Raw genomic sequence first — 25,409 nt, 5'->3', positions numbered from 1 at the left:
AAACATCTATTCATTTTGCCGAGTCAAAAACAATGCGCACCGCCGCGGACTCGCCGACCACCGTGCCGAGCTTGCGTGCGGGTGAGCCGCCGACGACAGTGCCGTCCGCGACGTCATCATTGACAAAACTGTTCGCACCAATCACGCAGCGGCTGCCTATTTTTACGCCCGCGGCGATGATGCTCTGGCTGCCGACATACACGCAATCCCCGATCGAGACAGGACCTTCGGCGCGGCCCAGCGCTCCACCCGACAGCGCCCACAAAACGGTGTCGTGCGTGTAGATGTGTACCCCACTGGATATCGAACAAAACGATCCAATGCTCAACCCGCCGCCGCTGCCATCCAGCAGGGTATTGGGGCCTATCCAGCTGTCGGTGCCGATCCGAACATCACCAAAAACCGCCGCACTGTTGTAAATGCTGGTCCGTTCGCCGAACCCCAGCCTGCGCGCACGCTCCCACCGGTCGAACATCCCGTCCTGGAAGGACAGGCTACGCTGGTAGTCCCGCGAAAGCCTTTCTTCGTTCGCCTTGTAGCAAGCGGCCAGCAGTTCCGCAAACCGCTCCGGAGTCATGGATTGGTCCAATTTCCTGCCTCCAGATGCTTCAACCACTGTTCAAGGTTCAGCAGCGACCATATCAGCAGGCGGCGGTTTTCACGCCCGTCCAGATGGTCGCCCACCAGTTCCTGAATGGCGCTCCGATCAAGAAATTCAAAAATTTGCGCGTCGCGGCCCATCAAGCTGCGCCGCACGTAATCGATGCTGTCACCGCGGAACCAGCTTGCGTCGGGGGCTGAGAATCCTTTTTTCACGCCGTCGGCGATGTCGGCCGGGACGTATTTTTCCATGACCCGCCGCAGCAGCAGCTTGCCATCACGGGTTTGCTGGAAGTATTTGGCGGTTTTGGGACCGGGCTCGTTTTCGTCCAGCCGCACCACGTCGCCTAGATTGCCCAGCTTCAACCGGACAGGCACCTTCATGGCAAAGTCAACAAGGTCGTTGTCGAGAAAAGGAACCCGCGCTTCCAGCCCGTGCGCCATGCTGATCTTGTCATCGACCGTCAGCAGGCCATGAAGAAAGGTCTTCGCCTCGAAGTAGAGCGAATGGTTGATGTAATCTTCGGGCCGCGTCAGGTGATGGGCGTGTTCGCGGAAGACGCCGCGGAAGATGTCCCGCGTCGAGACATGTGAAACGTCTGACCAGATCGGCGCGAAAATCTGAGAAACGCGGTCGGCGGGCAACAGGCGTTGCCAGTGCTGGAAGTACTTGTCGGTGTAGTGCTCAAAATCGTCGTTGACCACCGCCCGGTAGTAGCGCCACGGATACCCCGCGAACAATTCGTCACCGCCGTCTCCGGCCAGCACGACCTTGCAGAACTTGCTCGCCAGTTGCGCGACGTAATAATTGGGATAGCTCTGGCCGACCCGCGGCTCCTCGAGATGCAGAGCCAGCGTCGGCAGCACTCGCTCCATGTCACCCGCCTTCAGTACCATCTGATAGTGTTCGGTACCGTACAGGTAGGACATGTGCTCGGCTTTTTCCCGCTCGTCCATTCCCAGCTCCATGCCGGACGCCGAGCGCAAATCAAAGCCGCAAGTGAACGTCCTCATGTTGGGCAGCTCGCTTGCCGCGATTGCCGTGATCGTGCCCGAATCCATGCCACCGCTCAAATAGGTTCCAAGCTCCACATCGGCGACAAGTTGCCGCTTGACCGCCTGGCGCAGCAGCCGGTCAAGCTCCTCCTTGTACTCCGCGTCGCTGATGGCCGTGCCACTTTCTGGCTCGGTGAAATGAAAATCCCAATATTGATCGCCGGCCGTGGCGCCGTTTTCCGCGACAGATATCCAGGAACCTGCAGGCAAGATGCTGACGCCCTTGAAAAGCGTGCGCTCGGTAAAGAAATTCTGGAAAGCAAAGTATTCAAACAAGCCCTCTTTGTCCAGCACCGCCCCGGCCTCGGGATGGCGAAGAATCGCCTTTATTTCGGAGCCAAAGACAAAGCTTTTTCCACTCCGCCTGATGTAGAGAGGTTTGATGCCGTACCTGTCGCGCCCAAGAACGAGTGTGCGTTCGGCACGATCCCAAACGGCAACGGCAAATTGGCCGTTGAAGCGCTTGAAGCAACCGGTGCCCCATTGGGCGAAAGACTTGAGGACTACTTCAGTGTCGGTGCGGGAGCGAAAACCCCACCCGAGCGCTTCCAGTTCAATTCGCAGTTCCTGAAAATTGAACACCTCGCCGTTGTAGGAGATGATGTACCGGCCATCTTCCGTTGCCATGGGCTGATGCCCGGCTGGCGACGTGTCAATGATGGCCAGCCTGCGGTGGGCAAGTCCTAACGGACCATCAACGAAAACACCTTCACCGTCCGGGCCACGATGGGCTATTGCGTCACCCATGCGTCGCAGCAACACGGGCGAAGCGCCGTCGCCGTCAAATTGCAGGTACCCAGCGATGCCGCACATTAATTGTCAACCTCGAGTTTCTTTACGCGCGATGATGGTTATTCCCGCATCCTCTATGACTTCACGCTCGATCTCCAGCTGGGCATCCGCGCACCAGGCGCGCACCTGCTCAATAGACTGTCGCTGTGCATTTGCGGGCGCATACCAGTCGAAGTTGATGTGGTTCATCTCGTCAAACGTCAGATCCGGGCGGTAAAAGGTCTTCGCCACATGCCAGTAAAACAGGCGCTGCACGTTGATACGCCCGGCCGGGATGCCAAGCAGGTCAATCGCCTGGGGAATGTCGATTTCGGCATTGAGCTCTCCCAGCGAAATGCCGAGCTGCGTCAACGGCTCCATGAGCTTCCAGGCCTGCTCGGGAGAGACCGGCTGAAGCTTGTCGCGGACATAGTCATCGGTGAATTCGCGCAACGGTCCCTTTTTCTTGTACACGTAGAAAAGAAATCGACCGCCGGGCTTGAGAAGGCTCGCCAATGACTTCAAGGCGCCTTCGGTGGAGTTGGTGTGGTGCAAGACCCCTTCGGAAAAGATCAGGTCCACCGATTCCTTGGGCAAGGGCAGCTCGCTGATATCGGCCTGCAAAAACCCGGCTTGCAAGCCGCGCTCCTGAAATCTGGTCCGCGCAACATCGACGGCCTCGGACACGTCAACGCCCAGATAGCGCAGACGCGGAACCAATGGGCCCAGCAATTCAAGGCCGGACATGCCGGCACCGCAACCGGCATCGATCAGAAGCGGCGACTCACCGTGCTCGCCCAGCCACGAAGCCTTCGAAAGATCGCCGTAACGCTCTATGAGCCATTCACGCATGCGCGCCAGCGAAGCCGGGGAATCGAAGGTATCAACCTTCTTCCACTTGAAACCGAAGGTGTCGCTGGTTTGTGCCTGGGCTTGGGAAACGAGCTTCTTGCTGCGCGGGATGTCGTCTTTCACCACGAAGGCCTGGCCGCCCAGATCAAACGATTGCCCTTCCGCCAGGGATGCCACTCCCAGCACTTGCTGCATCCAGTGCGGCATGGCTTGCAAATCAGCCGGCGATTTGTTTGAGGCAATTGACGACATGTGCGTAATCTTCTTCATTCATGCGGTTGTGTAAGGGGATGGCCATGGTGTGCGTGTCGCAATCTTGCGCGCCCGGGTAGTCGGTCGCGGCCAATCCGAACTTTTCCTTGTAATAGCCCAGCATGTGAACGGCGTGCGTCCCCGGACGGGTGGCGATCCCTGACGCCTGCAAACGCTCCATGATGTCGTTGCGCGGCATGGGCGCCTTCGCCGGGTCGACATACGTCACAAAAGCCTGCCACGCATGCTGCCCACCCACCGGTTGTGACGGCATCCGCAGCCAATCGATTCCGGCCAATTCACGCCGGAAGTAATCGGCCCATTGCTGGCGCTCCGCGATGAATTTTTCAAGCTTGCCCATCTGCACAAGCCCAACCGCGCCCTGCAAATCCGTCATTCGGTAATTGAAACCAAGAAGGTTGAATTCCGGCAGGAGATAGGGCCGCGGCCCTTTGTGGCGCTGTTCTTCGGAAACAGATGCACCATGGTTGCGCAACATGTTGGCCGTCTCGGCGATTTCATCATCGTTGGTCGTGACCATTCCGCCTTCACCGGTGGTGATCGACTTGCGCGGGTGGAATGAAAAAGCGGCCGCATCCCCCAGTCCGCCTGCCAATGCCCCTTTGTAGCTGGCGCCTGCAGCACAGGCCGCATCTTCGACGATCTTGACGTGAGATGGAAGCACGGCGCGAATCGCATCCATATCGGCACACAGGCCGAACAAATGGACCACGATTACAGCTCGCGTTCTGGGCGTGACCCTGCGTGCAAGATCTGCCGGATCGATGTTGTTGGTCGCACGATCCACATCAGCGAACACCGGTGTTGCTCCGCAGTAAAGCACCACATTGGCGGTGGCAACCCAGGTGAACGCGGGGACGATGACCTCGTCGCCTGGGCCGATGCCCATGGCGGCCAGGATCAGGTGCAAGCCGGTCGTGCAATTGCTCGTCGCAAGCGCGTGCTTCACGCGATGGTGCTCGGCAAAAGCCTTTTCAAAGGCCGCGACCTTAGGGCCTTGCGTCAACCAGCCGCTCATCAGCGGTTCGCGGCAAGCCTGCCACTCTTCTTCGCCGGTCGAGGGCAGTGAAATCTGGATTGATCGTTTCATTTGCGTGTCCATCAGCGTGTCCATCAGACCGGCAACCCGACCGACCGGCGGCGGTCCTCAACTTCAGCCTTGTGGCCAGCACGCCATTCAATCAGACGCTTCAAGCCGTCCATCAGGTCGATATCGGCGGCGAAGCCGATTTCATCGCGCGCGCGCTTGGCGGAGCCAATGCGGTTTCTGACCAGCGTAGCCTGGCTCCGCGGCGCGTAGTTGATCGGCTTCTTGCAATCGGTCAACACCAGCAGCATCTCGGCCAATTGCTTGAGCGACGTACGCTTGCCGGTACCGACGTTGTAGAAGCGATCCTTGGTGTCGGCCTTCATGGCGCATACATTGGCGAGGCCGCAGTCCTCCACCGCCACAAAGTCAAAAGCTTCAGACCCGTCGCCCATGATGGTGGGACTCTCGCCGCGGTCAATGGCGTCCAGCATTTTCATGATGACCGCAATGTAGGCGCCGTGATAGTCCTGGCGCGGACCGTAAACATTCATGTAACGCAGCCCGACATAGTTCAGGCCGTAGCGGTGATGAAACGAGCGGAGCATCGCCTCGCCGCAGATTTTCGTGGCGCCGTAAAAGTTCTGGTTGTTGAACGGATGGTCTTCCGTCATCGGTTCTTCAACGGCATCGCCGTAAACCGAAGCTGAAGAGGAGTAAACGAGCCGCTTGACGCCCTTCTTGACGCAGGCTTCCATCACATTGAAGGTGCCGCGCACGTTAACGTCAAAGGCGCTTCTGGGGTACTCATGGCATTGCAGGAGCCACAGCGCGGCAAGATGGAACACACCGTCGGCCCCCTCAAGGGCGGCTTCCAGGATGTCCGTCTGGAGCACGTCGCCGCCGGCATCGAATATCCTGACGCGTGGGTCTTTCAGCGCCTGGTGGAGGTTTTCTACCCGGCCTCGCACGAAGTTGTCATAAATGACAATTTCCCTGACGTCTTCCTTGATCAAGTGGTCCACGGTGTGCGAGCCGATCAGGCCAGCGCCACCCACAAGAACCAGTTTTTTCCCTTTGAGCTCCATCCAGTTACCTCACTTCAAAATCATTGCCACAGAATTACACCGTCACAGCCCATCGGTACCTGCAGATCGGCGGAGACCGCCCGCGCCGCCCCGCTTTCAGCCGGCGATTGCCCGGCTCAGTGCGGAAGCAATGCGCCCGACTTCCTCAGCCGGCAGATCCGCGTGCATGGGCAGACTCATCACTCGCTTGGCGGCTTCAGTCGCGTTGGGCATGCCGTCCGGACGACACAGATGCGCATAGGCCGGCTGCAAGTTGAGCGGTATCGGGTAGTGCACAGCCGAGGGAATCCCCTCGGACTTCAGCCTCCCCTGCACCGCCTCCCGGTCGTCGACGAATACGGTGTATTGGGCGAACACGCTGTTTCGATCCAGCCGCTGGCGGACGAAAGGTATGCCAAAGCTTTCAAGTGTAGCGTTGTAAAGCGCCCCAATCTCAAGGCGCCGGCCGATTTCCCACTCAAAACGTTCCAGTTTGGCGAGCACTATCGCGCATTGCAGGGTGTCCATCCGGCCGCCAAGGCCAACCCGGGTGTGAACATAGCGGCGGCTTTGCCCGTGAACCCGGATTTCGCGGCACACCTGCGCCAAGGCGTCGTCATTGGTGAAAATCGCCCCTCCATCGCCATAGCAGCCAAGCGGCTTGCTGGGGAAAAAACTGGTGCACCCGAAGGTACTCAGATTGCAGCTCTTTCGCCCCTTGTAGTCGGCCCCAAAACTCTGGGCGGCATCCTCGATCACGGGAATATTCCCATAACGGGCTGCGATCGCATTGATTTCGTCCATATCGGCCACCTGGCCATAGAGGCTGACCGGCATGATCGCACGCGTGCGGGACGTGATTTTGGCCTCGATCTGGGCGACATCAATATTGCAGGTGTCGGGCTCAATATCGACAAAAACCGGCTTGGCGCCAATCAGGACGATCATTTCGGCGGTCGCCGCAAACGTGAACGGGGTCGTGATCACTTCATCCCCCGGGCCCACACCCAGAGCCATCAGGCTCATCAGCAAGGCTTCGGTGCCACTGGCGCAACTGATGCAGTGCCGGGCGCCGGAGTAGGCTTCAAGGCGCTCTTCCAGCTGGCGAACCTCGGGCCCCATGATGTATTGCCCGTGCTCCAGCACGTCGTCGATGCGCTTGAGGATTTGCGGCTTGAGTGCCTGGTATTGGGTTTTTAGATCGACAAAGGGGATCATGGGGTCAGACATGTGCATTGGCCATCGGTAAGTCGGTAAAGGTCGCCCGTGTGCGGGCAGGTTGCAGTGGCGTTGCCGGCGAGCGGCAGATCAAGGCGTTCGCCAAAACGGCTCATCCAGCCGATCTGGCGCGCCGGCACGCCGGCCATCAGCGCAAAGGCTTTCACATCGCGGTTAACGACCGCGCCCGCCGCGACAAATGCGTACTCGCCCACGACCGTGCCGCAAACAATGGTGCAATTTGCCCCAAGCGTGGCCCCACGTCGCACCAGCGTATTGCGGTATTGATCTTTGCGACTGACAGCCGATCTCGGGTTGTAGACGTTGGTGAAAACCATGCTCGGACCGCAAAACACATCGTCTTCGATCTCAACGCCGTCGTAGACCGACACGTTATTCTGGATCTTGACGTTGTTGCCAATCCGTACACGGTCGCCGACAAATACGTTCTGGCCTAGCGAGCAGCCGGTACCAATCCGGGCACCGCCGCAAATATGAACCCAATGCCAGACCCGGCTGCCCTCGCCTATCCGCGCGCCCGCGTCGACAATTGCGCTGGGATGAACGGTTGCGGCCATGTCAGCGGCGGTCAATAGTCCAGCGGCAGCGGCACGCGCTTGCCGTCGCGGGCCGACAGGTAGACGGCGATCAGGACTTCGAGCGCTTTCAGGCCCTCGCGCCCGTCGGTTTGGGGCTCGGCCTCGCCGCGGAGCGTATTGATGACGTTGTTGTAATAAAGGGGATGGCCGAAACCGTAAACCGAGGTCGTCTCATAGCTTGCGGCCTTGACTTTTTCGTCGTCCTCGTGGGGTTCGGCAAACTGCCACTGCTGGATTTCGTTGACCGCGACCCCTCCCACGCGGACAGTGCCCTTTTCGCCGAGTATGGTGATGCTGCCCTCCAGATTCTTCGGGTAGGTCAGCATGGTGACGTTCATCGAACCCAGGGCGCCCGAACGCCAGCGCACATTGAGCACCCCCGAGTCTTCCACCTGGATATTGCGCTCCAGGGTCGCGGTATAGGCCTGGACGCTCTCGATAGGGCCGATCAGCCAGTCCAGCAGGTCAACATAGTGGCTGGCCTGGTTCATGAATGCACCGCCGTCATACTCCCAGGTACCGCGCCATGCCGCGCTGTCGTAATACTCCTGGGGACGCGTCCAGAATACGTTGATATTCACCATGTAAATACGGCCGAAGCGCTTTTGCTCGACGGCGCGCTTGAGCAGTTGCAGCGTGGCATTGAGCCGGTTCTGCTTGACCACAAAAAGCCGTACATTGGCCTCGTCGCAGGCCTTGACCATGTGCAGGCCGTCGTGCCAGCGCGTTGCCATGGGCTTTTCGGTCATCACATGGCGGCCGGACCGGGCGACCTGGATGGTCTGCTCGGGGTGGAGTCCGCTGGGAGTCGCAAGAACCACCATGTCCGCCGTGGTTTGCTCCAGAAGGGCGGTCAGGCTTCGGTGGCCTCTGGCTCCCGTTCGTGCCACCGCCCTATCGAGGGCTTCGGGGTTGGTATCGCAAATATCCACGAGTTCGACGCGCTCGGAATGTATCTTGATAGCGTCGAAATGGTTGCTGGAGATTCGGCCGCAACCAACGACGGCGAGCCGGATCTTCCGGTCAGCAATTACAGGATAGTGATGCATGGGGGCGTGGGACACAGCTTAAAGATGAATAATAGTTCAGAAATGCCCCTATCCGCCCGGAACCACGAGTGGTGCCGCCACCGGCGCAAATCCGGTCAACCCGGTAACGGGGCTCATTTCCGCGATGCGCGCAAGCGCTAAAATCAGCGCCAGCCGGAATGGGGGATGAGAAACTGCTCACCCCGGTGCTTTTGTCCCGCCTGCCAATTGATGCGATAAAACCATCGCGGCATGCGCTCGACAATGAATTTTCGTAATCAAAATACCGGGACAAAATATGAGGTTGAGGTTTTGAAGCGCCTGTTCGACTTGGTGTTGGCCATTGCGTGCACGCTCGTGCTTGCCGTCCCTCTGGCCATAGTTGCCCTGCTCGTGCTGACAACCTCCCCCGGGCCAGCGCTGTATTGGTCCGACCGGGTGGGCCGCCACAATCGTATCTTCCGTATGCCAAAGTTCCGCAGCATGCGGGTGGGAACGCCCGCGGTCGCCACGCATCTGCTTGCGAATCCCTCCGCTCATTTGACGCCCATAGGCCCGTTTCTGCGCAAAAGCAGCCTTGACGAGCTTCCCCAGCTATGGAGCATCCTCACAGGTGACATGAGCTTTGTGGGACCTCGCCCGGCACTGTTCAACCAGGATGATCTCATCGAACTCCGCACGAAGCTGGGCGTCGATAAACTCGTGCCAGGTCTCACCGGATGGGCGCAGGTCAACGGTCGCGATGAGTTGCCAATTCCTGACAAAGTCGCCTTCGACGCGGAGTATCTGCAAAAACAGTCGCTCTGGTTCGACATCCGCATCCTCTGGCTCACGGCCCTCAAGGTCATGCGACGTGACGGCGTAGCGCACTGATGCGTTTTCCGGATCCGTCCATATTGCCGCGAAACTCTCCTGCCCGTTGTGGTGGATTTCATGCTGAAAACCAGACTTATTAATCAGCCGCGACGAGTCAAACAGGCCGTTGTACTCATAGCAGACGCCCTCATGGGCGTGGCGGCTGTCTGGGCCGCATTTTCGCTGCGGCTCGACACGCTGCATTGGCCGCAGGGCGCCCAGTGGTGGCCGTACCTGGTCGCTCCAGCGCTGGCAGCACCGATTTTTGTGCGCAACGGACTGTATCGCGCCGTGTTCAGATACAGCGGCATGGCGGCCATGCGTGCGCTGGGGGTTGCGGTGCTGGTGTATACCGCGCTTTTCTTCGGCGTGCTGGTCGTCATGACCTGGCCCGTAGTGCCGCGCTCCATTGGCTTGCTGCAACCGATCCTGCTGCTGCTGCTTGTCGGCAGCAGCCGTGTTGCCGCGCGCCTCTGGCTAAGCAGCCTCTCTCACAGTCAGCGCCGTGGGCTGTCGGTGAGCCGGTTGATCATCTACGGCGCGGGCGCGGCCGGTGTGCAGATGGCCAGCGCCATCGCGAGTTCACACGAGTTTTCGTTGATTGGTTTTGTGGACGACAACCCCGCGCTACGGGGCCTGACCATCAATGGCGTGAATGTTCACGCCACCTCGGAACTTCCAGACCTCCTGGAAAAATACGCGGTTACGGACGTTCTTCTGGCGCTGCCCTCCATCAGCCGCAGCCGGCGCAATGAAATCCTCAATGAACTGCAGCCCCTGCCGGTCCATGTTCGATCCATGCCAGGCCTGAGCGACCTCGCTCACGGCCGAGTGGCACTGGCAGACATCAAGGAGCTTGACGTCGAAGACTTGTTGGGACGGGATGCGGTGCCGCCTGATCGCGCCTTGCTGGCTCGCAATCTTTTCGGGAAAGTCGTACTTGTCACTGGCGCCGCGGGCAGCATCGGCAGCGAGTTGTGCCGTCAGATCCTGCAGGAAAAGCCCGCGCGGCTGATTCTGGTGGAGCACAGCGAGTTCGGGCTCTACAGCATCCACCAGGAGCTTCAGCACCTGTGCCTGCGCATTGCGGACCGCGAGGGGGTCGCCGTGGAGCTGGCGCCTTTGCTGGCCAATGTCCGCGACTACGGCCGCATGCTGGAAATCTTCCGGGCGTATCAACCGCATACGGTCTACCACGCGGCCGCCTACAAGCATGTGCCGCTTGTCGAGCACAATCCCGCCGAAGGGGTTGCCAACAACGTGCTCGGCACGCTCAATACGGCGCGCGCCGCATTGGAGACCGGCGTCGGCCACTTCGTCCTCGTATCAACCGACAAAGCCGTGCGGCCCACCAACGTCATGGGCGCCAGCAAACGCCTCGCCGAAATGGTGTTGCAAGCGCTCTCGGCGACGCCGGCCCCGAGTTTCGGCCCCGGAGCTCCCGCCGTCAGTAACCTCACACGCTTCGCCATGGTCCGCTTCGGCAACGTGCTGGGCAGCAGCGGCAGCGTGGTGCCGCTATTTCGGCGTCAGATTGAGGCCGGCGGCCCGATCACGCTGACACACGCCGAGGTGACACGCTATTTCATGACCATTCCCGAGGCCGCCCAGCTCGTGCTGCAGGCAGGCGCCATGGCCGAAGGCGGCGAGGTCTATGTGCTGGACATGGGCGAGCCGGTACGCATCATCGACCTGGCCCGCCGCATGGTGAAGCTCTCTGGCTTCACGGTGCGCGACGAAGACCATCCCGACGGCGACATCGCCATCGAAGTCACCGGCTTGCGTCCCGGTGAAAAATTGTATGAAGAACTGCTGATCGGCGACAACCCCGTCGCAACAGTTCACCCACGCATCCTGAAGGCGCACGAAGAATTTGTGCCCTGGGCGGATTTCCGGGGAGACCTGGAGCTGCTCAAGCAAGCCGTGAAAGCCAACGACACCGCTGCCTTGCGGATATTGCTGCTCAAGCACGTCAGCGGGTTCACGCCCGACGCACAGGACAGCGACCTCGTCGGCTTGGCCAGCCTCTAGGAGGCTGTTTGCGTTCTAGGCAGCGGACACCGCCGCTTTAAAGCCCAGGCCGGCGGCGTCCTTAGCCGAGAGCAGAGGTACGCCCCCTTCCAGCGGCCAGGTGATCCCCAGGGTGGGGTCATTCCAGACGATGCAGCGCTCCTGTTCCGGCGCATAGTAGTCGGTCGTTTTGTACAGGAATTCCGCGCTGTCGCTCAACACCAGGAAGCCGTGCGCAAGGCCGGGCGGCACCCAGAGTTGCCGGTGATTCGCCTCGCTGAGCTCCAGGCCGAACCACTCGCCAAAAGTCGGCGATGCCGTGCGTATATCGACAGCCACATCAAAAACAGCACCCCGCACCACACGAACCAGCTTGCCTTGCGGCTGCCCCAGCTGGTAGTGCAGGCCGCGCAACACGTTTTTGGCCGACCGGCTGTGGTTGTCCTGGACAAATTTGAAATCGGTCCCGGTCGCGGCATTGAACGCACGCTGATTAAAACTTTCCAGGAAGAAACCTCGCTGGTCACCGAAAACCTTGGGTTCGATGATCAGCACATCGGCGATGGGCGTGGGTATGACTTTCATGAACGACCGTTCTCTTTCAGGAGATGCTGCAGGTACTGGCCGTAGCCGCTTTTTGCGAGCGGCTCCGCGAGTTTCTGCAGCTGGGCGTCATCAATAAAACCGTTGCGCCAGGAAATTTCCTCGGGACAGGCGATCTTGAGCCCCTGGCGATGCTCCAGGGTCGCGATGAACTGGCTGGCGTCCAACAGGCTGTCGTGGGTGCCGGTGTCAAGCCAGGCATAGCCGCGCTGCATGATTTGCACCTTCAGCTGGCCCTGTTCCAGGTAGCGCTGGTTGACCGTTGTGATTTCAAGCTCACCGCGGGCACTGGGCTTGATAGTCTTGGCGATGTCGACGACCTGGGTATCATAAAAATACAGGCCCGTGACGGCGTAATTGCTTTTTGGCGCGGTCGGTTTTTCCTCAATGCTGCGGGCCCGTCCGGTGGCGTCAAACGCCACCACGCCGTAGCGCTCGGGATCCTTCACGTGATAAGCGAACACCGTCGCCCCTGACGCCTCGGCATCCGCCTCACTGAGCAGCTTGTGCAGGTCATGGCCGTAAAAAATGTTGTCCCCCAGCACCAGGGCACTGGGTGCGCCATTCAGGAATTTTTCGCCGATGATGAAGGCTTGGGCCAGCCCGTCGGGACTGGGCTGCACGGCATACTGAAGATTCATGCCCCACTGCGACCCATCCCCCAGAAGCTGCTCGAAGCGCGGCGTGTCCTGTGGCGTGCTGATGATCAGCACCTCGCGGATGCCGGCGATCATGAGCGTGCTGAGCGGGTAATACACCATGGGCTTGTCATATACCGGCAGCAATTGCTTGCTGATGGCCAGTGTGGCCGGATGCAGGCGGGTGCCGGAGCCGCCGGCCAGGATGATGCCTTTGCGTTGAGTCATGTGGGTGTAATCAGGTAATTTCCGCCAGCATGCGGGCCACGCCCTGCTGCCATGCCGGTAGCCGCAGGCCAAAGGCACCGCGGAGTTTGCTGGTGTTCAAACGCGAATTATGCGGGCGTACGGCCGGCGTCGGGAAAGCCGATGTGGCGACGGGGTCCACGGCGTCCGGCGACGCCCTGAGCGCCTTGCCGCCCTTCGCGGCGCATTCGAGGACAAAGCGCGCATAACCATGCCATGAAGTTTCGCCCGCGGCCGCCACGTGGTAGGTGCCCGCAAACCCTGCCGCGGACCCCGCCAGCGCACTGCGCAGCATGTGGGCCGTGACGTCGGCCAGCAGGTCGGCCCCCGTAGGCGCGCCGAACTGGTCGCTCACGACCGTCAGGCGATCACGCTCGGCGGCCAGGCGCAGCATGGTTTTGGCGAAATTGCCGCCCCGCGCCGCATAGACCCAGCTGGTGCGCAGAATCATGTGTTGGGCACACCGGGCCGCGATGCGCTGCTCGCCTTCGAGCTTGGTGCGGCCGTACACGCTGAGCGGGCCGGTCGGGTCGGTCTCCTCCCAGGGCTTATCGCCGCTGCCGTCAAACACATAGTCGGTCGAGTAGTGCAGCAGCCATGCACCGGCAGCGCTGGCGGCCTCGGCCAGCACGCCCGGGGCTTCGGCATTGACCGCATGCGCTGTGGCGGTATCGCTTTCAGCCTTGTCGACCGCAGTGTAGGCGGCGGCATTGACGATGACCTGGGGCCGGACTTTTTGCACCGTCTCGCGAATGCCGTCCAGATTGGCGAGGTCGCCGCAGAAATCCGTGCTGTGGCGGTCCAGCGCAACCAGTTCACCGAGCGGCGCCAGGCTGCGCTGTAATTCCCAGCCGACCTGGCCGTTCTTGCCGAAGAGCAGTACCTTCATGCGCACGCTCAGGCCGCGGCCATCGCGTACTGGGCCTCAACCCAGTCGCGGTAGGCGCCGCTTTGCACATGCGTGACCCACTCGGGGTTGTCCAGGTACCACTGCACGGTCTTGCGAATGCCGGTTTCAAACGTGTCGGCGGGCTTCCAGCCCAGCTCCCGCATCATCTTGCTCGCATCGATCGCGTAGCGGCGGTCATGGCCGGGCCTGTCCTTGATGAAGGCCACCTGTTCGCGGTAGCTGCCGCCGGCGCGCGGGCGCAACTCGTCAAGCAGGGCGCACACCGCGTGGACGATGTCGATATTCGGCTTCTCGTTGTTGCCGCCTATGTTGTAGGTCTCGCCGGGTTTGCCGGCTTCGAGCACACGGCGTATGCCGCTGCAGTGGTCCTTGACGTACAGCCAGTCACGCACCTGCTGGCCGTCGCCGTAAACCGGCAGGGGCTTGCCGGCCAGGGCGTTGACGATCATGAGCGGGATCAGTTTTTCGGGGAAATGGTAGGGGCCGTAATTGTTGGAGCAGTTGGTGGTGAGCACCGGCAAGCCGTAGGTGTGGTGGTAGGCCCGGGTCAGGTGGTCGCTCGCCGCCTTGCTGGCCGAATAGGGGCTGTTCGGCTCATAGCGGTTGGTCTCGCTGAAGGCGGGGTCCGCCGGCTGCAGCGACCCGTACACCTCGTCCGTGGACACCTGCAGAAAGCGAAAGGCGGCTTTCTCACCGGCCGGCAGGTCCGACCAGTAGCGGCGCGCGGCCTCCAGCAGGCGAAAAGTGCCGACGATGTTGGTCTGTATGAAGGCTTCCGGGTCCGAGATGGACCGGTCCACGTGCGACTCGGCCGCGAAATGAACGACGGCGCGCGGCTTGTGCCTGGCCAGCAGGTCCGCGACCAGGGCACTGTCGCCGATGTCGCCTCGCACAAAAATATGCCGCGGGTCGCCCTTCAAGGACGCCAGGGTTTCCATATTGCCGGCGTAGGTGAGCTTGTCCAGGTTGACGACCGGCTCGTCGCTGCCCGCCAGCCAGTCAAGAACAAAATTGGCGCCGATAAACCCGGCTCCCCCTGTAACCAAAATCATGAACTCGCCCTTCCATGCGCCGCTGCAGTGCGGCACCGGCACACATTATGCCCCTGCCCTGCGGGCCGCCGCCGCCGCGGCCCCGGCTAGAAATGGATGCCGCGCATCATCTGCTGCATGGCCACGGCCTCGGCGGACAACTGCGGCTTGGCGCCCTTCTCGCCCTTGGCGGCCGAGGAGTCGGGGAACATGCGGAAGCTGGTGTTCATGGCGATCTGCGCGATGCGCGGCACCAGCGCGTGCAGCAGCTGGCCGGTGATGCCCAGGCGCGTGGCCACGCGCACCGGCTTGAAGATGCAGGCCTGTGCAATCATGTCGGCGGCTTCTTCGGGGGACAGCGTCGGCACGTTGTTGTACAGGTTGGTCGGCGCGATCATGGGCGTGCGCACCAGCGGCATGTTGATGGTGGTGAAGCTGATGCCGACGTCGGCGAATTCGCTGGAGGCGCAGCGCGTCCAGGCATCCAGCGCGGCCTTCGAGGCCACATAGGCCGAAAAGCGCGGCGCGTTGGTCAGCACGCCGATGGAACTGATGTTGACCACATGGCCCTTGCGTTTGGCCGCCATGCCGGGCAGCAACCCCATGGTCACGCGCAGGCAACCGAAGTAATTGAGCTGCATGGTGCGCTCGAAGTCGTGGAAGCGGTCGTAGCTGGCTTCGATCGCGCGGCGTATGGAGCGGCCGGCGTTGTTGATCAGGAAATCAACGCCGCCATGGTCGGCGACCAGCAGCTTGAGGAAACGGTCGCAGTCGGCCATGTCGGCGATGTCGGCCGGGTAGGCCACGAACTGATAGCCCTTGGCCTTTGCTTCCTTGCAGGCCTCGTCGAGCTTGTCCTGGTCGCGCCCACAGATGATGGTGGTCGCGCCGGCTTCGGCGAACTTGTGCGCCGCAGCCAGGCCTATGCCGGAGGAGCCGCCGGTGACCAACACCACCTTGCCACCCACCGTGCCGCGCAACGAGCGGTCTATGTGCAGGTCGGGGTCCAGGTGGCGCTCCCAGTAGTCCCACAGGCGCCAGGCGTAGTCCTTGAGGTTGGGGCATTCAATGCCGGCGCCCTTGAGCGCGGCCATGGTTTCGCGGCAGTCAAAGCGCGTCGGGTAGTTGACGAAAGTCAGCATGTCCTCGGGCAGTCCCAGGTCGGCCATGACCGCGTTGCGCACGCGCCGCACCGGCGCCAGCGCCATCAGGCTCTTCTTGACGCCGCGCGGGATGAAACCCAGCAGGGCGGCGTTGATGAACAGGTTCATCTTGGGCGCATGGGCCGCGCGGCTGAAGATGTCCAGCACGTCGCCGACGCGGTAGCCCACCGGGTCCACCAGGTGGAAGCACTTCTTGGCGATGCCGGTCTTGTGGCTGATGTGGTCCAGCGCGTCGACGACAAAATCGACAGGCACGATGTTGATGCGCCCGCCTTCCAGCCCCACGGCCGGCATCCAGGGCGGCAGCAGCTGGCGCATGCGCTGGATCAGCTTGAAGAAGTAGTAAGGGCCGTCGATCTTGTCCATCTCGCCGGTGGTGCTGTCGCCGACCACCATGGCGGGGCGAAACACCGTCCAGGGCACTTTGCATTCCTTGCGCACGATTTTTTCGCTCTCATGCTTGGTCATGAAGTAGGGATGGTCGTAGTTCTCGGCCTCCTCGAACATGTCCTCGCGGAACACGCCTTCATAGAGGCCGGCTGCTGCGATGGAGCTCACATGGTGGAAATGACCGGCGTCTATGGCCTTGGCGAACTCCACCGCGCTGCGCGTGCCTTCGATGTTGACGGCGATCTGGCTTTGCTCGTCGGCGCCCAGGTCATAGACGGCGGCCAGGTGGTAAAAATGCCCGACCTGGCCCTTGAGCTTTTTGATGTCCTCGCTGCTGACGCCCAGCTTCTTGCTCGTCAGGTCGCCGTGGATGGCGACAGCCCGCGCGGCGCTCACGCCCCAGTACTCCCTCAGCGCCGCGACCTTGCCGGCGCTTTCCTGGCGGATCAGGAAATGAACGGTCGTGCCTTTTCGTTCCAGAAGTTTTTTGACCAGGCGTTTGCCGATGAAGCCTGTGGCCCCCGTGACGAAATAATGCATGTTGTGTTTTCTCCGCTGAACTGTCGATCAAAAAACTGATTCTTGCTTAAACCGCATGACTCCCTATTCAGCAGAAACCCGCGCTCAGCGGCGCGGAGCCTGCTTTTCCATAGAGCGGGGCACCTAAACACCGCCGCGGGGAAGGCTTATATTTTCCAGTCTATGCGGCATACTGTCCGCGCAAATCCACAACCCTCACTGTCTGGAGTCCATCATGGTCAAGAAACTGCAAAAAATGAGCGCCGACAAAAAATCCGGCCCCCAGCTTTCGGGCGCCGTCAAAGAGTCCGCACAGCAAATCTGGCTAGCCGGCCTGGGCGCATTCTCCAAGGCGCAGGAAGAAGGCGGCAAGGTCTTTGAGACCCTGGTCAAGGAAGGCCTGTCCATCCAGCGCAAGACCCAGGCCGTCGCCGAAGAAAAGATCTCCGAAGCCACCAACAAGATGGCCACCATGGCCACCGACATCCAATCCAAAGCCGGCCACCAGTGGGACAAGCTGGAAAACATTTTCGAAGACCGCGTCGCCAAGGCCCTGAACAAGCTCGGCGTGCCTTCGGCCAAGGATGTGGACGCACTGATCGCGCGCATTGACGAACTCAACCGCAATGTGCAAAAACTCAGCGGCAAGGCTCCTGCCGCCAAGACCGCCGCAAAGCCTGCCGCGAAAAAAGCCCCGGCCGCCAAGCGCCCGGCCGCGCGCAAGTCGGCATAAGCACGGCGAGCTTCATCAAAAAGGGACACACCGTCCCTTTTTTTTCGCCTGCGCGCTTTGCTGCAAAGCAGCAAATATTCCTGGGGCCGCCGTCTACACTTTCTTCTCATGACTTCAGCCAAGCGTTCAAGAAGCAAATCTTCATCCGATAAGCCACGCATTGCCTTGGCCCTCGCCGGTGGAGGTCCCCTGGGAGCCATCTACGAGATCGGCGCGCTCTGCGCTCTCGATGAATCCCTGCAGGGCATCTCCTTCACCGAGCTGCACCACTACGTCGGCGTCTCGGCCGGTGGCTTTATCGCGGCGGGCCTGGCCAACGGCATGACGCCGCGCGAACTCTGCGCGGCCTTCATCGAAAACGACGACAAGGCCTCAGAGGTCTTCGACCCGGCCTGGCTGATGGTGCCGGCCTACGGCGAATTCCTGCGGCGCGGCATCACGCTGCCCGGCCTGGCCGCGTCAGCCGCATGGCGCGCCACCTTCGGGCGCAAGTCTTTTGTCCATGCGCTGGAGGCGCTGGGGCCTGCCTTGCCCACCGGCATTTTTGCCAACGACGAAGTCGACACGCAGCTCGAAAAACTGTTTTCCAAGCCCGGTCGCACCAATGACTTTCGCGAGCTCCGCACCCGCCTGACGCTGGTGGCGACCAATCTGGACAGCGGCGATGCCGCACCCTTTGGCCGCCCCGGCTGGGACCACGTGCCGATTTCCAGGGCTGTGCAGGCCAGTTCGGCCCTGCCCGGCCTGTTCCCGCCGGTGGAGATCGACAACCACTACTACGTGGACGGCGCCCTCAAGAAGACCATGCACGCCGGCGTGGCCATGGACGAGGGCGTGGACCTGATGTTCTGCCTGAACCCGCTGGTGCCCTTCAACTCCACGCGCGCCCCCCGGCTGGCCATGGACCAGCGCGTCATGCGCCGCGGCCTGCCGCCCGAAAAACAGGCCATCCCGCGCATCGTCAGCGGCGGCCTGCCCGCGGTCATGAGCCAAACTTTCCGTTCCATGATCCATTCGCGGCTGGAGCTGGGCATGAAGCACTACGAGCACGCTTACCCCGACACGGACATCGTGCTGCTGGAGCCCGACCACCGCGATGCCGAGATGTTCCTGGCCAATACCTTCAGCTACCGGCAGCGCCGCGAACTGGCCGAGCACGCCTACCAGAAGACCCGGCAGATGCTGCGCTCGCGCAAGACCACGCTGTCGGCCAAGCTTGGGCGGCACGGCGTGAGCCTGAACCTGGACATCCTGGAGGACCCCAAGCGCCACCTGGTCGCCCCAAGGCCGGCCGCCACCCGCGTGGGCCGTGCCATCGCCTCGCTGGAGGAGGTGATGGAGGATTTAAGCCATGCGCTGCGATCGCCCTCCCGCACGGCGCCGGCGACGTAACCCAAAGGTTCTCTATGAGCGGACCAAGGTTTTGTGGACTTCCCTAGTTTCGCGCCGGCAGGCGCTGGGTTAGAGTTAAAGAACAATACGAGGTAGACAACTTATGGCGAAAAAAGCGCCGCGCCGTACAGCAGAGCGGATCCTGGAGGTCACCCTGGACCTCTTCAACCGCTTTGGCGAGCCCAATGTGTCGACCACGCTGATCTCCGCCGAGCTCAACATCAGCCCCGGCAACCTCTACTACCACTACCCCGCCAAAGACGAGCTCATCAACTCGCTGTTCGACCGCTACGAAAAATCCCTGAGCGAGCTGCTCAACGCCAGCGACGGCGTGCGCGACGTGGAGGACGCCTGGTTCTTCATGCACACGCTGTTCGAGCTGATCTGGCAGTACCGCTTCCTGTACCGCGACCTCAACGACCTGCTCAGCAAGAACCGCCGGCTGGAAACCCACTTTCAGTGGGTGCTCAAGAACAAGACACGCGCCGTCAAGGGCCTGCTCGACGGCATGAGCCGCGCCGGCGCCATGACCATCGATTCGCGCGAGGTCGAGGCCACGGCCACCAGCATGGTGGTGGTGCTCACCTACTGGCTCAGCTTCGAGTACGTGCGCGACCCGCGCAATGCGCTGGAGCCCGGCAACGCCCAGGCCGCGCTGCTGCGCGGCGCGCACCACGTGCTCAATTTGCTGATTCCCTACCTCGAGCAAAGCCAGCGCGCGCACCTGCAGGCCCTGGTCGGCGCGTATAGCAACCCGGCTTGAGTTCCCTCAAATCGCCCTCATCCAGAACACAACAATTTTTACCAAGGAGACAAGACACATGGCCAAATGGACTGCCTTTCCCCATGCCGGCGACTACGCATTCGATGCCGCCAGCCTGAAAAAGAGCTGGGCCCGCCTGCACCTGGGCGACTGCGAACCCCTGCCCAAGGACGCCGATGTGCTGCAGGCCTGGGTGCTGTTCCACAACGGTGAATTCCAGAAGGCGTCTGACGCCGGCCTGAAAGCCGGCGGCGACGGCATCACTGTGGCCAACAAGGCTGCCAGCATGTATGCCACCTACCTGGAAACCAAGGAAAAAGCCAAGCTGGATCTCTTCATGGAAGTCGCCGCCCGCGCCGAGGCCCAGCAAAAGGACGACCCGAAAAACGCCAACGCCTGGTACTGGCAGGCTTATGCGCTGGGCCGCTACAGCCAGGGCATCAGCGTGGCCAAGGCCCTGGCGCAAGGCCTGGGCACCAAGGTGAAGAACGCGCTGGAGCAGGCCATCAAGCTCTCGCCCAAACATGCCGACGCCCACATCGCGCTGGCCGCCTTCCACGCCGAGGTCATCGACAAGGTCGGCTCGCTGATAGGCGGCATGACCTACGGCGCCAAGAAGGACGTGGGCCTGTCGCTCTACAAGGACGCCCTGAAACTGCACCCCGGCTCGGCCATCGGCATGATCGAGTACGCCAACGGCATGGTCATGCTTGAAGGCGACAAGAAGATGAAGGAAGCCACCAGGCTTTATGAACAGGCGGCGGCCAGCAAGCCGCTGGATGCGACGGAACGGTTGGATGTGGAGATGGCTAAGGCGGAGCTCGAAGACTAAGCCGGTCTTGCTCCGGCTTGGACCGCTTCCTCTGCATAGGCTTGCTGGCCGGGGTTGCCCGGCGGCAACTCACTTTTCTTTGCTTCGCCAAAGAAAAGTAAGCAAAAGAAAGGCGCCCCTGGTTGCTGCGTCCCTCCGCTTCGCTGCGGGCAACCTGCGGTGCTCGGTCCAGACGGGGTCTCGCTAAACTCGCTTCGCTCAAACAACGCGATCCCTGATCAGTCTGGCCCTGCGCTCCTCGGCGCATCCACAAGGGGTGGGGACAGAAATACCAAACAGCCGAAAACCACAAGGACTCGCCAAGGCGAGTCCTTGTTTGTCTTGGTTTGTTCTTTGGTATTTGTCTCCTGTCCCCGCTCCCGATTGCCCCGTCCTGGCTGGGCCGAGGAGCGCAGAGACAAGCGGATCAGGGCAAAAACTTGTTTGAGCGAAGCGAGTTGTTTTTGACCCCGCTTGGCTCGAGCACCGCAGGTTGCCCGTAGCGAAGCGCAGGGACCCAGACTGCGGGTCGCCTTTCTTTTGGGTACTTTTCTTTGGCGAAGCAAAGAAAAGTGCCTCGCCCGCCGGGGCGAGACCCGGCCAGCAGCTCTCAGCAAAAAGCACAAACCTGCGCGGGACCGCTCACCCGGTCCAAGGCTCCCCCCGGTACCAAGCATACCGAGCCAACCGAAGCATAGGCTTGTCGCCGGAAGTATCCCCATAGGCATACAAAGTCACCCCCTCCAGCCCGGCGGCGCCAAACCGCCCAAGCGCCCAGGCACGGAGCCTGGCAACCTTCTGCTCCCCATGGCAGTTGGGCGTCCGCATACGCCCCGTGAGGCGGCGGGCCTCACCCTCGCCCGCCGTTTCCATTTCGGTGCAGAGCAGCGCGTCAAAGCCCAGCTGCCGCGCTACTTGCTTCAGGTAGATGTCGGGCGAGGCGCTCACCATCACGCAGCAGTGGCCGGCCTCGCGGTGCCGGGCCAGATGTGCCATCGCATCCTCGCGCAACTGGCCGGGGAAGTCTTTTGCCAGCCACTGCGCGGTCCAGCCATCGATCTCGGCAAGGCTGCGGCCTGTCAGCGTGGCCTGCATCAGCTTGCCTTTGGCGACGTTGTTGGGCACGATGCGCAGCGCATAGCCGGCCAGCCAGGGTGAGCAGCGCAGCAGGGCCCAAACAAAGCGCGGCCAGCCCAGGCCGCGCGCCAGGAAGACCGTGAAGGTGTCGCGCCGGGTCAGCGTGCCGTCGAAATCAAAGGCGGCGACAACCGGGCCGGCCTGGGCGCTTAGCTCGGGCATCGCACCTGGCCGCAATAGCGTTCGCAGAAAGGGCAGCCCGTCATGGGCAGCCATTTGGGAATATTGAAGTAGCGCTTGAAGACCGTGCCCAGCACGCCTTCGCGATACGCCTGGTAGTTAAAGCCCGTGCCTTCAAGGGCGTAAAAAGGCACGCCGTCTTGCTCGAAGTTGAGCACACGCACCGAGGCGAAATAAGGCTCAAACTCCTCCAGGCGCGGCTTGTCGGCGAGGATGACGCGGATTGTCTTGCCCTGGTAAAGCGAAAAATCGACCAGCATGTCGTCCTGGCGCGCATGGAACTTGCCGACGCCGAAGACCGGCATGTACTGGCGGCGTTCAAAACCGAAGATCGAAGCCGGCGTGTAGGCCTCGCCCATGAGGACCACGCCGGGCGCCGTGACCTGTTTGAGCATTTCGGCGGTCTTGTAGCTGCGGATGATCTGGGGGTAAAGCTTTGTCGTGCGCCATGTGTCCAGTGTTGTCATGTAAAGCCCCGCCACCACCAGCACATGCAGGCCGGCGAACACGGCCAGGCCTTTGGCGCAGGCCTTGAGCTTGTCGGCCGGCAGCGCAAAGGCCAGAAAGGCAAACCCAAAGGGGTAAAACGACAGCACCCAGTGCAGGCCAATGATTTTCTTGGCCGACAGCAGCGCAAAGAACAGCAGCGGCACCACCACCAGACAGGCCAGCAGGCGCTGCGAGCGCGCCGCGGCCAGTAGCACCTGGCGGTAGCGCACCGCCATCCACAGCGCGGCCGGCGTGACCAGGTAGGCCATCATGCCGATATAGGTCAGCGGCTTGCGCCACTCAAAATTGGCATCTTCATTGCGGTTGTACACATTGAACATGATGTTGGACCAGCCGTGCGACATGTTGTAGGCGATGTTGATCGCCGGCCCGGGCAAGGCGCACAGCACCAGCAGGGCCAAACCGGCGAGGCGCTCGCGGCGGTACAGCACGAAGTAGACGAGATAGCTCAATCCCAGCACCACCGAGAAATACTTGGACAGAAAGGCGCAACCCAGGAAAACGCCGGACAGCGCATACAGACCCCAGGCGGCGCGGTCCATCAGGGCGCGGCGCTCGGCGCGCATCAGCGCGGCGACCGACAGTACCGACCAGAAGATCAGCGGCGTGTCGGTGGTGATCAGGGTGTTGAGCCAGTTCAGCGGCGCCAGCCAGAAAAACAGCACGGCCCAGGCGGCGCGCACCCGGTCCGCGCCTTTGAGCGCCCACCACAGTGCCGCGCCCAGCGCCAGCGGCAGCAGCACGATGGGCAGGCGTATGGACCAGAGGCTGTCGCCCAGCGTGGCGCGCATCAGCGCGATCAGCCAGCCCACCATGGGCGGGTGGTCCGAATAGCCCCAGTCGGGGTACACACCCCACCAGTAGAAAAAAGCCTCGTCGCCGGTGACCGGGAAGCTCACGGAAATCCACAAGCGCAGCAGCAGCGAGAGCAGGCCGGCGGCGAGCAGCCAGCGGCTCAGCGTGACGGGAAATGCGGCAGAGGCGGCGGAGGCGGCGGAATCGTGGTTCTGGGACATGAAGGCTCAAAAAGGAGAGCGGCGCCGGCGGCAACGCGGCCGCGGCAAGGCTGGAGAGGCTAGCGAAAGCTGATTTCCTTGCGGATGGCCGCACTATAAAGCAAGGCCAGCACGCCTAGGGCCACGGCCAGCCACAGCGTCAGCAGCCGCGCCAGCACGGTGACGGCCAGCGCCGCCGCAGGCGTCGCGCCATGCGCCACCAGCAGGCCCGTCAGCACGGCCTCGGTGCCGCCCAGGCCGGCGGGCAACGCGGACAGGGCACCGGCCACCATGGCGACGGCATAAAAGCCCGTGGCCGTCAGCACATCAAGCCCCACACCCATGCCGCGGCAGACCAGCCAGACCGCGACACCGTGCGCCGCCCAGGCCGCCAGGGTCAGCCCCAGCCAGAGCCAGGGACGCAGCGCCAGGCAGTGCCAGGCCTCCCGCAGCCAGGGCAGGCGCTCAAACAGCCGGGCGCGGTGTTTGAAGAGCAGGCCCAGTACGGCCAGCAGCAGCAGCGCCGCCGCCACCAGCAGGCCCCCCAGCAGCGTGGATGCGGCCTGCACTGCGGGATGCCGCAGCACCCAGCCGGCGGCCGGCAGGCACAGCAGCAGCAGGCACAGCAGGTCGGCCAGCCGCTCAGCGCCGAAGATGGCCAGGCTTTGCCCGGCGCCCAGGGGCTGGCGCGCCAGCATCAGGCCGCGCGCCGCCTCGCCGACATTGCCGGGCGTGGGGGTGAAGGCATAGCCCGCCAGATACAGGCGCAGCCCCTGCGCCCATCCGAAATGCCGCCCGTAGTGCGCCATCCAGAGCCGCCAGCGCAGGCCGCGCAGCAGGTAGTTGAGCAGGCACAGCCCCGCGGCCTGCGCGCCCGTCCAGGACCAAAGCAGGGCCAGCGAGGTTTTGGGGCTGTCGCCCCAGACTAGCAGCGCGGCCGCGTAGGCCGTGGCCACCACGCCCAGCACCAGCAGCAGGCGCTTGAAGGGAAGGCCCGCCGCAACCGGCGCGGATGAGGCGGGCGCGGGCTTCACAGCCAGCGGCTCAGGAAAATGGCCAGCCAGAGCGCGCCGGCCCCCAGTATCCAGGGGTCGCGCAGCATGTCGCGCGCCACGTCTTCGCCGTGGCCGCGGTGCACCTGGTAGGTGTAGCGCAGCATGCCGAAAATCACCACCGGCACGGTGTAGAGCAGGCGCTCGCCGTGCTGCAGCTGCGCCTCGGGGCTGGTGGCAAACAGGCTATAGGTGGTCAGCGTGGCGGTCATGGTCACGGCCATGAAGGTGTCCAGCAGGGCCGAGGGGTAGTGGGCCATCACCGCGCGCTGGCTGGCCTCTTCATGGAAACTTTCGGCCTTGCGCTTGGCAAAACCGAGGAACAGGGCCACAAAAATGCCGGTCAGCAGCAGCCAGCGCGAGGGCGGGATGCCGACGGCCACGGTGCCGGCCAGGAGGCGCAGCATGAAACCCGAGGCGATGATGGAGACGTCGACCACCGGCACCTGCTTGAGCCGCCACGAATACGCCAGGTTGAGCAGCACATAGGCCGCCAGCAAAGCCAGCAAGGTGCGGTTGCCCGCCGCCAGCAGCAGGCCGGCCACCAGCAGCAGGCCGGCCAGCACCAGCGCCACCGGCACCGCCACCGCGGCGCTGGCCAGTGGCCGGTGGCGTTTGGTGGGGTGCAGTGCGTCGCTGGCGCGGTCATGCCAGTCGTTGATGATGTAGACCATGCTGGAGAGGCAGCAAAAAGCGGCAAAGGCATGGAAAACGCGCCAGTCCAGCGCCATGTCCTGCCAGTTCTGGCTGAACACCAGGCCGGCGAACACAAAAACGTTTTTCAGCCACTGGTGCGGCCGCATGAGACGGATCAGGGCCAGCGGGAAAGAAGAGGAAGAGGGCATCGGGAAGAGGGGTAACACACCGGGACACCCCCGGGAACGACGAACTTGAAGCATAACTGACCGGCAGCATCCGGGGATTCCCGAATACAGCCAAAATGGAGCCATGGCTCTTGCACCCTCCCCCACCCTCACCCC

Annotated in this window: 23 protein-coding genes; 6 read left to right on the top strand and 17 right to left on the bottom strand. The window is 62.2% G+C overall.

Annotated elements, in window-relative coordinates; genetic code table 11:
* Nucleotides 1–10: 10 nt before the first annotated feature.
* The 8 genes from ACEN8I_RS13580 to ACEN8I_RS13545 all read right to left on the bottom strand — a co-directional run bounded on the left by ACEN8I_RS13580 (nt 11) and on the right by ACEN8I_RS13545 (nt 8,512).
* Nucleotides 11–589 (bottom strand): acyltransferase, encoded by a 579-nt coding sequence (locus ACEN8I_RS13580; protein WP_413329006.1) that lies wholly within the window; start codon nt 587–589, stop codon nt 11–13.
* Nucleotides 574–2,469, bottom strand: a complete 1,896-nt coding sequence (gene asnB / locus ACEN8I_RS13575; RefSeq protein ID WP_413329005.1) for an asparagine synthase (glutamine-hydrolyzing) — start codon at nt 2,467–2,469, stop codon at nt 574–576. Before asnB ends, ACEN8I_RS13580 begins: the two co-directional genes overlap by 16 nt.
* Nucleotides 2,470–2,475: 6 nt before the next feature.
* Nucleotides 2,476–3,531: a class I SAM-dependent methyltransferase gene (locus tag ACEN8I_RS13570; protein ID WP_413329003.1), complete on the bottom strand. Its 1,056-nt coding sequence runs from the start codon at nt 3,529–3,531 to the stop codon at nt 2,476–2,478.
* Entirely contained in the window at nt 3,497–4,666 is a 1,170-nt protein-coding gene (locus ACEN8I_RS13565) for a DegT/DnrJ/EryC1/StrS family aminotransferase (protein ID WP_413329001.1), read from the bottom strand. Before ACEN8I_RS13565 ends, ACEN8I_RS13570 begins: the two co-directional genes overlap by 35 nt.
* A complete protein-coding gene (locus ACEN8I_RS13560; protein WP_413328999.1) occupies nt 4,666–5,667 on the bottom strand; it encodes an NAD-dependent epimerase/dehydratase family protein in 1,002 nt (333 codons plus the stop codon). The genes ACEN8I_RS13565 and ACEN8I_RS13560 overlap by 1 nt, the downstream gene beginning before the upstream one ends.
* A 96-nt stretch (nt 5,668–5,763) precedes the next feature.
* The gene (locus tag ACEN8I_RS13555) at nt 5,764–6,861 is read right to left on the bottom strand and encodes a DegT/DnrJ/EryC1/StrS family aminotransferase (RefSeq protein WP_413329106.1); all 1,098 of its coding nucleotides are present in this window, start codon (nt 6,859–6,861) and stop codon (nt 5,764–5,766) included.
* The gene (locus ACEN8I_RS13550; protein WP_413328998.1) at nt 6,861–7,442 is read right to left on the bottom strand and encodes an acyltransferase; all 582 of its coding nucleotides are present in this window, start codon (nt 7,440–7,442) and stop codon (nt 6,861–6,863) included. Before ACEN8I_RS13550 ends, ACEN8I_RS13555 begins: the two co-directional genes overlap by 1 nt.
* 11 nt (nt 7,443–7,453) lie before the next feature.
* Nucleotides 7,454–8,512 carry a Gfo/Idh/MocA family protein gene (locus ACEN8I_RS13545; RefSeq protein ID WP_413328997.1) on the bottom strand — a complete coding sequence of 353 codons (1,059 nt, stop codon included), beginning with the start codon at nt 8,510–8,512 and terminating at the stop codon, nt 7,454–7,456.
* Nucleotides 8,513–8,803: 291 nt separating this feature from the next.
* Here ACEN8I_RS13545 and ACEN8I_RS13540 point away from each other — a divergent pair, with 291 nt between their 5' ends.
* Complete coding sequence (locus ACEN8I_RS13540) at nt 8,804–9,364, top strand: sugar transferase (protein ID WP_413329105.1); 561 nt, start codon at nt 8,804–8,806, stop codon at nt 9,362–9,364.
* Nucleotides 9,365–9,424: 60 nt separating this feature from the next.
* Complete coding sequence (locus ACEN8I_RS13535) at nt 9,425–11,377, top strand: polysaccharide biosynthesis protein (RefSeq protein ID WP_413328996.1); 1,953 nt, start codon at nt 9,425–9,427, stop codon at nt 11,375–11,377.
* A 15-nt stretch (nt 11,378–11,392) separates the two neighbouring features.
* Here the strand turns inward: ACEN8I_RS13535 and rfbC are convergent, their stop codons facing one another.
* From rfbC to ACEN8I_RS13510, 5 genes are all read right to left on the bottom strand, one after another.
* On the bottom strand, nt 11,393–11,941 hold the full coding sequence (gene rfbC, locus ACEN8I_RS13530) for a dTDP-4-dehydrorhamnose 3,5-epimerase (protein WP_413328994.1): 549 nt from the start codon (nt 11,939–11,941) through the stop codon (nt 11,393–11,395).
* On the bottom strand, nt 11,938–12,825 hold the full coding sequence (gene rfbA, locus ACEN8I_RS13525) for a glucose-1-phosphate thymidylyltransferase RfbA (RefSeq protein ID WP_413328993.1): 888 nt from the start codon (nt 12,823–12,825) through the stop codon (nt 11,938–11,940). Before rfbA ends, rfbC begins: the two co-directional genes overlap by 4 nt.
* A 10-nt stretch (nt 12,826–12,835) precedes the next feature.
* Nucleotides 12,836–13,732, bottom strand: coding sequence for a dTDP-4-dehydrorhamnose reductase (rfbD, locus tag ACEN8I_RS13520; protein ID WP_413328992.1), 897 nt, complete (start codon nt 13,730–13,732; stop codon nt 12,836–12,838).
* 8 nt (nt 13,733–13,740) lie between these two features.
* Nucleotides 13,741–14,805 carry a dTDP-glucose 4,6-dehydratase gene (gene rfbB, locus ACEN8I_RS13515; RefSeq protein WP_413328991.1) on the bottom strand — a complete coding sequence of 355 codons (1,065 nt, stop codon included), beginning with the start codon at nt 14,803–14,805 and terminating at the stop codon, nt 13,741–13,743.
* Nucleotides 14,806–14,891: 86 nt separating this feature from the next.
* Entirely contained in the window at nt 14,892–16,877 is a 1,986-nt protein-coding gene (locus ACEN8I_RS13510) for an SDR family oxidoreductase (RefSeq protein ID WP_413328990.1), read from the bottom strand.
* 214 nt (nt 16,878–17,091) lie between these two features.
* On the opposite strand from ACEN8I_RS13510, the gene ACEN8I_RS13505 reads away from it, so the two are divergent.
* The 4 genes from ACEN8I_RS13505 (at nt 17,092) to ACEN8I_RS13490 (ending at nt 20,576) form a co-directional block, all read left to right on the top strand.
* Nucleotides 17,092–17,589: a phasin family protein gene (locus ACEN8I_RS13505; RefSeq protein WP_413328989.1), complete on the top strand. Its 498-nt coding sequence runs from the start codon at nt 17,092–17,094 to the stop codon at nt 17,587–17,589.
* Between the two features lie 108 nt (nt 17,590–17,697).
* Nucleotides 17,698–18,981, top strand: a complete 1,284-nt coding sequence (locus ACEN8I_RS13500) for a patatin-like phospholipase family protein (protein ID WP_413328988.1) — start codon at nt 17,698–17,700, stop codon at nt 18,979–18,981.
* A gap of 103 nt (nt 18,982–19,084) precedes the next feature.
* The gene (locus ACEN8I_RS13495; protein ID WP_007873932.1) at nt 19,085–19,744 is read left to right on the top strand and encodes a TetR/AcrR family transcriptional regulator; all 660 of its coding nucleotides are present in this window, start codon (nt 19,085–19,087) and stop codon (nt 19,742–19,744) included.
* 58 nt (nt 19,745–19,802) lie between these two features.
* On the top strand, nt 19,803–20,576 hold the full coding sequence (locus ACEN8I_RS13490) for a hypothetical protein (RefSeq protein ID WP_413328987.1): 774 nt from the start codon (nt 19,803–19,805) through the stop codon (nt 20,574–20,576).
* 621 nt (nt 20,577–21,197) lie between these two features.
* On the opposite strand, the gene ACEN8I_RS13485 is transcribed toward ACEN8I_RS13490, so the two are convergent.
* From ACEN8I_RS13485 to ACEN8I_RS13470, 4 genes are read right to left on the bottom strand one after another with little or no spacing between them, the layout of a single operon-like run.
* Entirely contained in the window at nt 21,198–21,854 is a 657-nt protein-coding gene (locus tag ACEN8I_RS13485) for an HAD-IB family hydrolase (protein ID WP_413328986.1), read from the bottom strand.
* On the bottom strand, nt 21,842–23,398 hold the full coding sequence (locus ACEN8I_RS13480; protein WP_413328985.1) for an ArnT family glycosyltransferase: 1,557 nt from the start codon (nt 23,396–23,398) through the stop codon (nt 21,842–21,844). Before ACEN8I_RS13480 ends, ACEN8I_RS13485 begins: the two co-directional genes overlap by 13 nt.
* Nucleotides 23,399–23,457: 59 nt before the next feature.
* Nucleotides 23,458–24,411 (bottom strand): lysylphosphatidylglycerol synthase transmembrane domain-containing protein, encoded by a 954-nt coding sequence (locus tag ACEN8I_RS13475; protein WP_413328984.1) that lies wholly within the window; start codon nt 24,409–24,411, stop codon nt 23,458–23,460.
* On the bottom strand, nt 24,408–25,274 hold the full coding sequence (locus ACEN8I_RS13470) for a decaprenyl-phosphate phosphoribosyltransferase (protein ID WP_413328983.1): 867 nt from the start codon (nt 25,272–25,274) through the stop codon (nt 24,408–24,410). Before ACEN8I_RS13470 ends, ACEN8I_RS13475 begins: the two co-directional genes overlap by 4 nt.
* Nucleotides 25,275–25,409 lie beyond the last annotated feature (135 nt).

The organism is Polaromonas sp. CT11-55 (genome assembly GCF_047303325.1).
Taxonomy (GTDB): domain Bacteria; phylum Pseudomonadota; class Gammaproteobacteria; order Burkholderiales; family Burkholderiaceae_C; genus Polaromonas.
This window is presented reverse-complemented; position numbering and strand designations above follow the sequence as displayed.